This window comes from Corallococcus sp. AB032C, from assembly GCF_003668935.1.
Classification (GTDB): domain Bacteria; phylum Myxococcota; class Myxococcia; order Myxococcales; family Myxococcaceae; genus Corallococcus; species Corallococcus exiguus.
Window position 1 is genome coordinate 1 of sequence record NZ_RAWP01000174.1, and the last position, 12,335, is coordinate 12,335.

Sequence of the window (12,335 nt, forward strand, 5' to 3'; positions counted from 1 at the left end):
CCTGGGGGAGGACGGGGGCCGGGGGCGCGTCGGAGTTGGGGGCGTTCACGTGGCGGGCGCGACTCTTTCCGGCCCTGGCGTCCTGCGCAAGACGCACGGTGTTTGTCGGGGAGGCCGCGGCTCGGCTAGGAACGGCCTTTTCCCCAAGGAGGAAGACCATGCCAGACGTCATCGTGGTGGGTGCGGGCCACAACGGACTTGTCGCGGCGGCGATGCTCGCGCGCCGGGGCCTGTCGGTCACCGTGCTGGAAGAGAAGGACCAGGTGGGCGGCGCGTGCAAGACGGAGTACCCGTTCCGCACGGCGCCGAAGCTGGGCGTCTCCACCGGCGCGTACCTCCTGGGGCTGATGCCGCCGGAGCTGCTGCAGGAACTCCAGTTGGAGCTGCCCCTCAAGCGCCGCGACCCGCACTACTTCCTGCCCACCATGGACAAGCGCTACCTGCTCTTCGGCTCGGATGAGCGGGAGCTGGAGCGGCAGTTCCGCGAGTTCTTCTCCGAGGCGGACTGGAACGCCCACGTCGCCATGAACACGGAGCTGGCGGCGCTGCGCGAGGACCTGGCGCCCGCGTGGCTCCTGCCGCCCGTGTCGCTAGAGGAGACGGCGGAGCGCTACGTGCGCCCGGCCCTGCGCCAGCACTTCATCCATCTGTGCCGGGGCACTGCACGCGAGTACCTGGAGCGCTTCGGCTACAAGTCCGACTTCGTGAAGGCGATGTACGCCGTCACCGACGCGTTCTCCGGCCTGGACGGCGGCTATGACACGCCGGGCACGGGGATGAACCTGCTGGTGCACAACCTCTGCCGGCTGCCGGGCAGCGGCGGCACGTGGATGATCGTCGAAGGCGGCATGGGCACCGTCACCCAGCGCATCGCGGCGATTGCACGCAAGCACGGCGCCCAGCTGCGCACGAACGCGAAGGTGGCGTCAGTGCGCGTGGACAGCGGCGTGGTGAAGGGCGTGGTGCTGGAGAACGGCGAGGAACTGTCCGCGAAGGTCGTGGTCTCCAACGCGGATCCGTTCCGCACGATGAAGCTGGTGGACTCGGAGGCGCTGAACAAGGAGTACCGGAGCATGGTGGACGGGATGTCCTCGCCGGGCACCACGCTCAAGGTGAACCTGTGCCTCAAGTCCCTGCCCACCTTCACCTGCCTGCCGGAGGACCGGGGCCAGTTCGGGCCCACCATCCACCTGCTGCCGCAGGAGGACGACGTGCTGGGGGCGCTCGCGCACGGCTACAAGGAGGCGAAGGCCGGACGGCTGGCGGAGTTCCCCTCCATCGAGTGGTACGTGCACACCACGGTGGACCCGACCCTGAAGGACGAGGAAGGGCACCACAACTCCGCCCTCTTCGTGGAGTGGGTGCCGGAGAAGCTGGAGGGCACCACCTGGGAGAAGGAGGAGGCGCGCTACGTGAAGCACCTCTTGTCCATCTGCGACCGCTTCGCGCCCGGCACCAGCGACCTGGTGCAGGAGTACTTCGCGCTCACGCCGCCGAAGATTGAGTCCCACTTCGGCATCACCCGCGGCCACATCCACCATGTGGACAACAAGCGCGGGTTCACCGACCGGCTGCCCTATGAGACGCCGGTGCAGGGGCTCTACTTCTGCAGCGCGGGCTGCCACCCGGCGGGAAGTGTCATCGGCGCGGCGGGCCACAACGCGGCCAACGTGGTGCTACAGGCGCTCGGACGCTGAGCCGGGGTGCGTCTCACGGCGGGCGGAATGGACGTTCCATGGATCCTTTTGCCCGCCGTGTTTAGATGGTTGTCCCCATGAGCTACCTCGTCCTCGCCCGCAAATGGCGCCCGCAGAAGTTCGATGACATGACCGGCCAGGAGCACGTGGTCCGGACCATCGGGAACGCCATCAAGATGGACCGGGTCGCGCACGCGTACCTGTTCTGCGGTCCTCGAGGGGTGGGCAAGACGACGGCCGCCCGCCTGCTCGCCAAGGCGCTCAACTGTGAGCAGGGCCCCACGGCGACCCCGTGCGGCACCTGCCGGGCGTGCACCGAAATCACCGCCGGCACCAGCGTGGACGTGGCGGAGATCGACGGTGCGTCCAACAACGGCGTCGAGAACGTGCGCGAGATTCGCGAGAACGCGAAGTACCTGCCGCAGCGCGACCGCCACAAGATCTACATCATCGACGAAGTCCACATGCTCTCCGGCGCGGCGTTCAACGCGCTCCTGAAGACGCTGGAGGAGCCGCCCGGTCACGTGAAGTTCATCTTCGCGACGACGGAGGCGCACAAGCTCCCGGACACCATCCTGTCGCGCTGCCAGCGCCACAACTTCCGGCGCATCTCCGCGGCGCGGATGCTCCAGCGCCTGAAGGAGATCTGCCAGGCGGAAGGCGCGGGCATCTCCGAGCAGTCGCTGTCGCTGGTGGTGCGCCAGTCCGAAGGCGGCATGCGCGACGCGCTGAGCCTGTTGGATCAGATTCTCGCGTCGTGCGGTCCCAACCCCACGGACGAGGCCGTCGCGGAGGCGATGGGCGCCATCGACCGCACGGTGGTGCAGGACTTCGCGGAGGCGCTGGTCCGCAAGGACGCGAAGCGCGTGCTGGGCCGCGTGGACGAGGTGTTCAACCGGGGCCTGGACCTGAAGCGGCTGGCGGAGGAGCTGGCGCTGCAGCTGCGGCATCTCTTCGTGACGAAGTCGCTGGGTGAGGCACCCGCGGAGCTGGCGGAGTCCGAGCAGAAGGCGCTGTTGGCGCTGGCGAAGGAAGCGGACACGGCGCAGCTGTCGCGGCTGTTCGACATCGTGCACGGCTGCATCTGGGACGTGTCGCGAGCGGCGCAGCCCCGGCTGGCGCTGGAGATGGCGCTGCTCAAGGCCATCCAGCTGTCCCCGGCCGGTTCGATTCCCGACCTGCTGGCCCGCGTGGAGCGGCTGTCGGCGGGACTTGGCGCGGAAGGCGCCGCGAAGAGCACGACCGGGGCGCCAGGAGGTCGCCCCGGTCCCGCGAACTTTCGCGTCTGAGGTCCAGGCCGAAGTCCGCGCGCCCGCTCCCGTAGCGGCGGCGCGTCCTGCCGAAGGTCCGGGTGCTTCCGCCCAGACGGGCGCCATGCCGCGTTCGTTCGATGCGCAGGGTCCGTCCGTGCACGCGGAGGCCTCGTCGCGTCCGGTGCCTCCCTCCGCGCCGGTGGAGGCCCCGCCGCGCATGACGGACACGCAGGGCCCGTCCGCGTACGCGGTGGCAACGCCACGCCCGTTCGATGCGCAGGGCCCGTCCACTCATGCGGGGGCCACCGTCCGGCCCTTCGACGACACGCGCGCTCCGGCGCACCCGGCATCACTCAGTGAGCCAGCCCCGGCCGGTGCGTCCGCCGTGGCCACCCGGACGCCTCCGGCCGCGCTGATGGAAGGCCTGTCCCCTGCGGCGGCCCGTCCCCTCTCCTTCCTTCGCAATGGCGGTGGCGCGAGCGGTCCCCTTCCCACGCCCGCCGCCGTGCCTCCCGCGCCGGTGGTGATGGACGACCTGTCTCCGTCCGCCGCGCGCCCGCTGTCGTTCCTGCGCAATGGCGGCGGCGCGGCTCCCGCGATGGAGGCGCCTCCGGCCCCGGGCGTCGTCATGGACGACCTGCCCCCGTCCGCGGCCCGTCCTCTCTCCTTCCTCCGCAACGGCGGCGCCCAGCCCCCAGTTCCCGTCCCCGAGCCCACGCCCGCGGCTCGCGCGCCCGAACCCGCCGTACCCACCGTGCGCATCACCAACATGCGCAAGCCGGAGCCCGTGGCTCCGCTCGAACCTCCGCCCCTCGGCGACGAGGACGTGGACGAGCGCATGTTCCCGGAAGAGGGCTCCGCCGAAGGCTGTGCCTCCGGCGAGTGCATCCCCGTCGCGGAGCCCGCCGCCCCGGAACCGGAGCCGCCGGAACCCGAGCCGCCGCCCGCGATGGCGCCCGTCGCCACCAGCCGCGACAACCCCAACCGCTCCCTGCCCGAGCGCTGGCGCGCCGCCGTGGAGACCGTGAAGTCCACGTCCGTGCGCCACGGCACGGCGCTCGCCAACGGCCGCCTCCAGTCCATGAAGGCGGGCGAAATCATCCTGGGCTTCCCGCCCACCGCCGCCTTCCACAAGGCCGCCGTGGTGTCGCCCGGGGGCAAGGCCACCGTGGACGCGGCGCTGGCCTCGCACTTCGGCCGGGCCGTGAAGCTCACCATCACGGACGTGCCCCAGACCCATGACGCCCTCCCGGGCGGAATGGGGCAGAGCCTCTCCGAACAGGACACCCAGACCCGCAACACCCACGAGAAGAGCACCGAGGGCAAGGTGCGCTCCCACGCGTCCGTGCGGGCCATCCTCAAGATGTTGGGCGGCGAAATCGAGCACATCCAGGTCTACGAGCCCGAGCGGCCACCGGCCAACCTCCCGGACGTCCCCGCCGCTCCTGACGACTGACAACGCCGCGCGGCCCCGCTAGGGTGCGCGGCAACGTCCCTGCTCCGAGCGGCGCCATGGCGGCACCGCGCTCCCACGACCGGGGACCGAGGAAGCACATGCCCGGCATCGACCTGAACTACTTCATCCGGCAGGCGAACAAGCTCACCGAGAAGATCGAGGAGCGGAAGAAGCAGCTGGCGGACGAGACCGTCGAGGCGAAGTCCGGCGAGGGCCTCGTGACGGTCGTCGCCAACTGCGTGCAGGAGATCCGCAGCATCAAGATCGACAAGAGCGCCATCGACCCCAACGACCCCGGGATGCTCGAGGACCTCATCACCGCCGCCGTGAACGCTGCCCTGGCGAACAGCCGTCAGCACATGAACGCCGAGCTGGCGAAGATCTCCGGCGGCGTGAAGATCCCCGGCATTAATTAAAGACGGATGACGCCCGATCCGCTGAACCGCCTGGTCGCCCAGCTCGCGAAGCTGCCGGGCATTGGTGAGAAGACCGCCCAGCGCCTCGCGTTCCACATCCTGCGGGCGCCGGGCGAGTTCGCCGTAGACCTCTCGCAGGCCATCCGCGAGGTGAAGGAGAAGGTGCACCTGTGCGTGCGCTGTTTCTCCCTCACCGACTCGGAGCTGTGCGGCTTCTGTCGTGACAACCGCCGCGACGAGCGAGCCCTGTGCGTGGTGGAGACGTACTCGGACTTGATGGCGCTGGAACGCACCCGCGAGTTCAAGGGCCGCTACCACGTGCTGCACGGCGTGCTGTCCCCGCTGGAAGGCGTGGGCCCGGAGCAGCTGCGCATCAAGGAGCTGCTGCTGCGCCTCAACGACAGCCGGGTGGAGGAGATCATCCTCGCCACCAACCCGGACATCGAGGGTGAAGCCACCGCGCTCTACCTCACGCGGCTGCTCAAACCGATGGGCCTGCGGGTGACACGCATCGCCCAGGGCCTGCCCATGGGCGGCGACCTGGAGTTCGCGGACCAGGCCACGCTCGCCAAGGCGCTGTCCGCCCGCCGAGACCTGTGATGGCCGTGCCCCGTCCCGCGCGCTGAACGCGGGACGGAGAAGACGCCGCGCTGGCTACTGCGTCACCTTCCACGAGAACGGCATCAGCACGGTGACTTCCTGGTCGCGGTGCACCGGGAAGCGCAGGCTCTGAGCCTGCGTCTCCAGGCAGCGGCCCACGTCCGTGGACGCCAGCGGCCCGCGCGTGCCCGCGCGCACCTTGCCCGAGGACACGATGGTGAGCTCCACCTGCACCTCGCCCGAGGCCGCCGGCAGGTCGGACTTGTAGCGCTCGAAGCAACCGGTGATTTTCGAGCGGCCGCCCGACACCACGCGCTGGATGTCGTCGATGCCCAGCGACACGGGCTCCTTCGCCGCCGGCTTCTTCACGACCTTGCGGTGGGACGGGTCCTCCGCCCCGTCATCCACTTGGGGCGCATCCGTGACGGACGTCGCCACCGCGTCACCGCCCGGCGTGCCGTCCTGCACGGTGCCCTGAACATCTCCGGGCGTGGTCCCTTCAGGCACCTGGGCCGGTGCGCCCTGCCCCTGCGTGCCCGCGGGATTCCCATTCGCCACGGGCGCGACGGCCTGCTGTACCGGAGGCGGAGGCGTGACGTTCACCGCGGTGCCACCAGGCCGCGCGACGACGAGCGCCACGCCCGCGGCCACCAGTCCCAGGCCGCCCACCACGCCCAGGACCCAACGCCGGGACGCGGGCTTCGCCGGAGGCGCGCTCGGCACGACCTCCGGTTCGGGAGCCTGCGCCTGCACGGGGGCCGCCTTGTTCTGCGCGGTCAGCGCCCTCACGCCCGTGCTGCTCGGGCGGGACACCTGATGCCCGTACGTGTTCGTCCCAGCTCCGGCGACGGGCGGCGAGATGGCCGCGAACTCAGGGTCCGTCGGACGCGCGGCGGTGAGCGTGGCCATCGTGGGGATGCGCGTCTTCTCCGTGACGCGCTCCTCGCCGAAGTGGTTGCGCAGGAACGTGCCCAGCGTGGGGGCGCTCGCGGCTCCGCCCTGGAACTCCGCCGCGAAGCTCTCCAGCGCATCCGCGAACTCGTCCGACGTCGCGTACCGGTCCTCCGGCTTGAACGCCATGGCCTTGAGGATGATGGCCTCCAGGCCCTCCGGCAGGTCCGCCCTCAGCGCGCGCGGCTTCTCGAACTCGCCCTGCAACAGCGCGTTGAGCACCGCCAGGTCGTTCTCTCGGGAGAAGGGCCGCACGTGCGTGACGGCCTCGTAGAGGCTGACTCCCAGGGAGAAGACGTCCGCGCGGTGGTCGACCTCCTTCCCCTGCGCCTGCTCCGGCGCCATGTAGATGTACTTGCCCTTCACCACGCCCGTGCGCGTCTGCACCAGGCGCGACTCGGCCTTGGCGATGCCGAAGTCCAGCACCTTCACCTGGCCCTGGTACGTCACGTACAGGTTGGACGGCGACACGTCCCGGTGCACCACGTGCAGCGGCTGGCCCTGCTCGTTGGTGAAGGTGTGCGCGAAGTGCAGGCCTCGCGCCGCGTCGATGAGCACCCGCATCACCACCGGCAGCGGCACGTACTGGCGGCGCCTGCCCGCGAGCCGCAGCGTCGTGGAGAAGTCCTCGCCCGCGAGGTACTCCATGCAGATGTAGTAGCAGCCGTCCGTGAAGCCCAGCTCGTGGATCTGCACGATGTGCGGATGCGACAGCTTCGCCGCGAGCCGCGCTTCGTCGCGGAACATCTCCACGAAGTCGGGGATGGCCGACAGCGCCGGCAGCATCCGCTTGAGCACCACGTTGCGCTCGAAGCCGTCCGCGCCCAGCAGCTTGGCGAGGAAGATCTCCGCCATGCCGCCCTCTGCCAGCTTGCGCACGAGCACGTACTGCCCATACGGCTGGAGGAGCGTCGCGGTGGAGGCGCCGGCGGGATCCGGAATGGGAACGGGGGTCTGTGCCATCCCTCAAGGTCCTCGCGGTTTCAGGGTGCGCACCGTGAGTACGTCCGGGGCACCGGGACGCGTCATCTTAAACACCAGCAGGGGGGGCAGTCCCATGGGGGCCACCCAAGTATCGAAGCGGTGCTTGGCGTCCAAGGGCACGGCCCGTCCGTTGATGGACAGGCGGGCATCCACGGGCGCCACACCTGAAGCCCGCACCTTCTCCGCCGCCGGCACACCCTGGCGCGGGCTGTCCACCACCAGCCCCACCACCGAGTTGTCATAGACGAGCTCCAGCTTGTTCATCCGCCCGCCTTTGAGGGCCGCGCCCGCCTGCGACAGCGGCGTGACGGACCACAGGTAGCTGCCCTCGCCCAGCTGTCCCGCCTCCAGCGCCGCGCGCGTCTCCGACACCGTGCGCTGCACCACCGGCGTCGCCAGCGAGCCCGCCTTGTACACCGCCACGCGATAGCTACGGGCCTGCGGTTCCTCGCCGTAGGTGAACGTCACGGCTGGGGGCTTGTCCTGGTAGAAGATGGTCGTCTTCTCCGGCCCCTCCGGCACCACGTTGCGTGCGCGCGCCAGCGAGCTGGTGGGGGACTCCGGAGCGAAGTGGACGCTGCCCGCCGCTACCTGCGTGCCATCCTCCTTGCGCGCCCGCCAGTACAGCGTGCCCCTCGCCAGCGCGGAGACGTTGACGGAAGCGCGGTGCACGCGGCCCCAGAGCACCGGGCGCTTGAAGGCCGCGTCCTGCGCCGCTTCGACCACCGCGTCGCCCTCGCCCTGCCAGGTGAGCGCCACCTCCGAAAGCCCCCGGTGATAGACCTCCGTGCCTTCGCCCGGGCCCACCGCGACCGCCGCCTCCTCCAGCGGCTCCACCTTCGCGCTGCCGTCCTTGCTCACGGTGGCGCGCTCACCCGCGCGCAGCGCCTGCCGCGCCTCGCCCCGCCGCAGCGTCACGTCGCCCGTGTGCGCCGCCACCTGCATGCCGTCGCCGGTGCGGCGGATCTCCAGCCTCGCGCCACCGCCGGACTCCACCGTCATCTCCGGCAGCACCACGCGGCTCTCACGCCCCATGGACAGCTGCACGGCCAGGAGGCCCTGGAGCAGGTTGACGCGCGCCTCGTCGACGGTGCCCTGCTGTCCCGCGCTCTCCAGCACCGCCTCCGCGCCTGGAGCGAGCGTCAGCACCGTGCCGCTGTCCTTGAGTGACAGCACCGCCTCGCCGCCCTTCGTCCGCACGCCGTCGCCAAAGGCCAGCACCTCGCCCTCGCGGCGCACCTTGCGCCAGCGGCCCGTGTCCTTCGCCTTCACCTCCGCGACACCCGAGGTCGCGCGCACCGTCACCGGGATGGGCGCCAGCTCCACGACTCGCGGGGCCGCGGGCGTCACCTGCGCGCGCTCGCGGGTCAGGTCCACCGCGTCGCCCTGGGCCGCGCGCAGCGTCTTGCCGTCCTTGGAGACCAGCTCGATGGCGCCCATCTTCACTTCCACCCGCGCCGAGTCCTCCGCCACCGCGACCTTCACCTCCGACGGATCCGGCCCCACGCGCGTGAGGCCGAAGGGGGTGAGGATGTTCAACGTCACCTTGGAGCCCGCGCTGTCCGCCTTCCCGCCCGCGGGCACACGCGACAACACGATGCCGCGCTCCACCTTCATCACGATGCCGGACGAATCCGATCCCAGCGCGAACCGGCCCTCGCTGCCCACCTCCACCGTGCGGTCGCCTGGGAAGCGCACCGTCGCGGATCCGCTCTCACCGGTCTCCACCGCGTCGCCCGCGAGCAGCGGTCCCTCCACCGCGGGGCCCACCTTGCCGCCGCGCTCCAGGCGCACGTCGCCGGACAGCCCTTCCAGGCGGCCAATGGGAACGACGGCCCCCGCGTCCACCTCCACCCCTGGCGGAGGTTTCGGCGCCTCCTCGCGTTCACACCCCGAGCAGCCGGAGAGGAGGACGAGCAGCGACAGCGCCAGGATGCGGACAGGACTCACTGAAACCTCGACGACGACAGACGGGCGCGTCGCGGCACTGCCGCGCGACTCACCGGCCCCTCGGGAACAAATCAACGTTGAGAATGGCCTGCTCGCCTTCGCGCACGGTGACCATCTTCGTCTGGGTCACGTGCCCGGCCGCGGACAGGGTGATGCGGTACGTGCCGCCGCGGACGCGTGCGGTGAAGGTGCCGCTCTTGTCCGTGCGCGTGCGCACCTTCGCCTGGGCAATGGTCACCGTCGCCACCAGCGGCTGGCCGTTGCGCGCGCTGCGCACCTGGCCCACCAGCGTGGCCAGCTCGCCCTTGCGGTCCTGCGACAGCACCACCACCAGCTCCGACGTCTGCCCCGCCACCACCACCGCGGCTTCTTCCGTGGCGCGGAAGCCCGGCGCGGACATCGACACGGCCACGGGCCCGGGCTCCAGTCCTTCCAGCAGCAGCTCGCCCGCCTTGTTCGTGCGCAGCTGCGCCTTGCCCGAAACCACCTGCACGTCCGCGACCGGCGCGCTGTCCTTGCCCTGCACCACCTTCACCTTGAGGGAGCCCGTCTTCGGCGCCTTCTTGCGCAGGCGGAGCTGGACCGGCGCGCCCTCGGTGGCACCACCGCTGACGGTGGCGACCTCCGTGGCGTCCTCATAGCCGTCCACGCTGGCCTGGGTGGACTGCGCGCCTTCGGGGAGCAGCACCCGCAGCTGCCCCTGCGAGTCCGCGACCAGCTCCTCGCTCGTGCCCGGCGTCTTCAAGGAGGGCACGCGCACGTGCGCGCCCGGAAGCGGTGCGCCCGTCTCCGCGTCCACCACGCTCAGCGCGACGAAGGCCTGACGCGGGCCCACGGGCCGCGACGTCCCGCCCTCGCCGTCCAGTGACACCTCGAAGCCCAGGCCGATGCGGCGCATCCGCTGCTCGGAGCGCAGGCCGCTGGCCTCCAGCTCCATCGTGTCGTGCGCCTGCTGCACGTCCAGGAGCACGCGCCCCGTCCAGCCGTCCCGGCGCACCACCGGATACGAGAGCGCCGCGCCCACCACATAGCCGGACGACGACGCCTTCAGCCCGTCCGCCGCGTGCGCGGAAATCGTCAGAGGCACTTCGCCCCGCGCCTCCAACTGAAGCTCCGCCGGCAGCGCCACCAGCACCCGACCTGAAATCAGCGCCGCGTGCCGCACGCCCCGCTGCAGCACCGGCGCATAGGTGAACCCGCCGAACAGCGGCAGCTGCGCGAAGCCGTAGCCCGCTCCCAGCTCCAGCCGCACCGGCCCGAGCGACAGTCGCCCGCGAGGCCCCAGCGAGCCGCGCACCAGGCTGCCGCCCGTCACGCGCGACGACGCGTCCCGCAGCTCGAAGGCCTCGCGCTGGACATCCACCTGCTCACCCTGGCGGGACGACAGGCCGTAGCGGAAGCGCAACGAGGCGCGCTCGGACTCGGGGGCCTGCGCACGGGCGGCCCCGGTACAGGCGAGCACCAGGACGAGGACGACGAGGCGCGGAAGGATGTCGGTGAGGGGGCTCGGGCGGCGCAAGGCCCGGGAGAGTATAGAGAAGAGGGGCAGGTGTCCCAACCCGCGATGCCGTCATTCCTTCAAGATCGGCGCGGATCACGGCTGGCTTCTTGCTGGAGTGGAACTGCTTTGCTAAGCATGACGGCGGTCGGTAGCGCCTCGTCTAACCTCCGGGATTCACTCCAGAAACATCGGAGCGCCGCCGTGCGCGGGGCGAGCGAACGCTGAGGAGCGCATACGCCCATGGGCACGCAACTGGTGATGTACGAAGAGGAGTTCACCAAGATCAACGCCGTTTGCGACCGGCTTACCAAGGACGCGAACGCGAAGGTGGTCTTCCTCGTCGACAAGAACGGCCAGCTCATCTCCTCGGCCGGCCAGACGCAGAACATCGACACCACGTCGCTTGCGTCGCTGACGGCCGGCAACGTGGCCGCCATGGGCGGTCTGGCGAAGTTGATCGGGGAGAACGAGTTCCCCAACCAGTTCCATGAAGGGGCGAAGGACAGCCTCTACATGACCATCGTGGGCAGCCGCGTGGTGCTGGTCGTCATCTTCGACAACCGCACGAGCCTGGGTCTGGTGCGCTTGCGCATCAAGAAGGCCAGCGACGAGCTGACGAAGATCTTCGAAAGCCTCGTGAAGAAGACCGACAGCCCCGGAGCCGGTTCGCCGTTCGCCGAGATCTCCGACGACGATATCGACAACCTCTTCAGCGAGTAACCCGGGAAGCCATGTCCTTCATCAATTACTCATCCCGCGAAATCAACTGCAAGATTGTCTATTACGGGCCGGGCCTTTGCGGGAAGACGACCAACCTTCAGTACATCTACAACAAGACCGCGGCGGACACGAAGGGCAAGCTGATCTCGCTCTCCACGGAGACGGACCGCACGCTCTTCTTCGACTTCCTGCCGCTGTCGCTCGGTGAGATTCGCGGCTTCAAGACGCGCTTCCACCTCTACACGGTGCCCGGTCAGGTGTTCTACGACGCCAGCCGCAAGCTCATCCTCAAGGGTGTGGACGGCGTGGTGTTCGTCGCCGACAGCCAGATTGAGCGCATGGAAGCCAACATGGAATCGTTGGAGAACCTGCGCATCAACCTGGCCGAGCAGGGCTACGACCTGAACAAGATTCCGTACGTCGTGCAGTACAACAAGCGCGACCTGCCCAACGCGGTGACCGTGGAGGAGATGCGCAAGGCGCTCAACCCGCGGAACATCCCGGAGTACCAGGCCGTGGCGCCCACGGGCGTGGGCGTGTTCGACACGCTCAAGGCCGTGGCGAAGCTGGTTCTCACCGAGCTGCGCAAGGGCGGTTGACACTCCGCCTGCTGTCCTGCCCGGCGGGCTGGCCCCCACCGGGCAGCCCCCGGCGAACGATGGTATGACCTCGTGCCGTCGGGCAGAGCCGCCTTCCGAGGTCGTACCGTGCGCGTCGCAACCGCCACCCTCCGTCTCCTCGCGCTCCTGAGCGCTGGCCTGCCCGGGCCGGTGCTCGCGCAAGGTGCGTCCCCCTCCCCTGCTTCCC

At 70.1% G+C, this 12,335-nt stretch carries 10 protein-coding genes; 7 read left to right on the forward strand and 3 right to left on the reverse strand.

Going from position 1 to position 12,335, the window contains the following annotated elements; translation table 11 throughout:
• Window positions 1–158 precede the first annotated feature (158 nt).
• From D7X99_RS39740 to recR, 5 genes are all read left to right on the forward strand, one after another.
• The gene (locus D7X99_RS39740; protein WP_121782295.1) at window positions 159–1,697 is read left to right on the forward strand and encodes an NAD(P)/FAD-dependent oxidoreductase; all 1,539 of its coding nucleotides are present in this window, start codon (window positions 159–161) and stop codon (window positions 1,695–1,697) included.
• A 77-nt stretch (window positions 1,698–1,774) separates the two neighbouring features.
• Complete coding sequence (gene dnaX / locus D7X99_RS39745; protein WP_121755548.1) at window positions 1,775–2,986, forward strand: DNA polymerase III subunit gamma/tau; 1,212 nt, start codon at window positions 1,775–1,777, stop codon at window positions 2,984–2,986.
• 85 nt (window positions 2,987–3,071) lie between these two features.
• Window positions 3,072–4,406 carry a DNA polymerase III subunit gamma/tau gene (locus tag D7X99_RS44085; protein WP_233614127.1) on the forward strand — a complete coding sequence of 445 codons (1,335 nt, stop codon included), beginning with the start codon at window positions 3,072–3,074 and terminating at the stop codon, window positions 4,404–4,406.
• Between the two features lie 98 nt (window positions 4,407–4,504).
• Complete coding sequence (locus D7X99_RS39755; protein ID WP_121782296.1) at window positions 4,505–4,822, forward strand: YbaB/EbfC family nucleoid-associated protein; 318 nt, start codon at window positions 4,505–4,507, stop codon at window positions 4,820–4,822.
• A 6-nt stretch (window positions 4,823–4,828) separates the two neighbouring features.
• Window positions 4,829–5,422 carry a recombination mediator RecR gene (recR, locus tag D7X99_RS39760; RefSeq protein WP_120564938.1) on the forward strand — a complete coding sequence of 198 codons (594 nt, stop codon included), beginning with the start codon at window positions 4,829–4,831 and terminating at the stop codon, window positions 5,420–5,422.
• A 54-nt stretch (window positions 5,423–5,476) separates the two neighbouring features.
• Here the strand turns inward: recR and D7X99_RS39765 are convergent, their stop codons facing one another.
• From D7X99_RS39765 to D7X99_RS39775, 3 genes are read right to left on the reverse strand one after another with little or no spacing between them, the layout of a single operon-like run.
• Complete coding sequence (locus D7X99_RS39765) at window positions 5,477–7,336, reverse strand: protein kinase (RefSeq protein WP_121782297.1); 1,860 nt, start codon at window positions 7,334–7,336, stop codon at window positions 5,477–5,479.
• Between the two features lie 3 nt (window positions 7,337–7,339).
• Window positions 7,340–9,307: a hypothetical protein gene (locus tag D7X99_RS39770; protein WP_121782298.1), complete on the reverse strand. Its 1,968-nt coding sequence runs from the start codon at window positions 9,305–9,307 to the stop codon at window positions 7,340–7,342.
• A gap of 49 nt (window positions 9,308–9,356) precedes the next feature.
• Window positions 9,357–10,826, reverse strand: coding sequence for a collagen binding domain-containing protein (locus tag D7X99_RS39775; protein WP_233614129.1), 1,470 nt, complete (start codon window positions 10,824–10,826; stop codon window positions 9,357–9,359).
• 222 nt (window positions 10,827–11,048) lie between these two features.
• On the opposite strand from D7X99_RS39775, the gene mglB reads away from it, so the two are divergent.
• Window positions 11,049–11,528: a gliding-motility regulator GTPase-activating protein MglB gene (gene mglB, locus D7X99_RS39780; protein WP_002637270.1), complete on the forward strand. Its 480-nt coding sequence runs from the start codon at window positions 11,049–11,051 to the stop codon at window positions 11,526–11,528.
• An 11-nt stretch (window positions 11,529–11,539) separates the two neighbouring features.
• Window positions 11,540–12,127: a gliding-motility regulator Ras-like GTPase MglA gene (mglA, locus tag D7X99_RS39785; RefSeq protein WP_014394794.1), complete on the forward strand. Its 588-nt coding sequence runs from the start codon at window positions 11,540–11,542 to the stop codon at window positions 12,125–12,127.
• Window positions 12,128–12,335: the final 208 nt, after the last annotated feature.

Bases quoted from the DNA above. Each gene is read 5' to 3' on its own strand.
- mglB (WP_002637270.1), top strand. From the start codon at position 11,049: ATGGGCACGCAACTGGTGATGTACGAAGAGGAGTTCACCAAGATCAAC.
- recR (WP_120564938.1), top strand. From the start codon at position 4,829: ATGACGCCCGATCCGCTGAACCGCCTGGTCGCCCAGCTCGCGAAGCTG.
- D7X99_RS39765 (WP_121782297.1), bottom strand. From the start codon at position 7,336: ATGGCACAGACCCCCGTTCCCATTCCGGATCCCGCCGGCGCCTCCACC.
- D7X99_RS44085 (WP_233614127.1), top strand. From the start codon at position 3,072: ATGCCGCGTTCGTTCGATGCGCAGGGTCCGTCCGTGCACGCGGAGGCC.
- D7X99_RS39740 (WP_121782295.1), top strand. From the start codon at position 159: ATGCCAGACGTCATCGTGGTGGGTGCGGGCCACAACGGACTTGTCGCG.
- mglA (WP_014394794.1), top strand. From the start codon at position 11,540: ATGTCCTTCATCAATTACTCATCCCGCGAAATCAACTGCAAGATTGTC.
- dnaX (WP_121755548.1), top strand. From the start codon at position 1,775: ATGAGCTACCTCGTCCTCGCCCGCAAATGGCGCCCGCAGAAGTTCGAT.
- D7X99_RS39755 (WP_121782296.1), top strand. From the start codon at position 4,505: ATGCCCGGCATCGACCTGAACTACTTCATCCGGCAGGCGAACAAGCTC.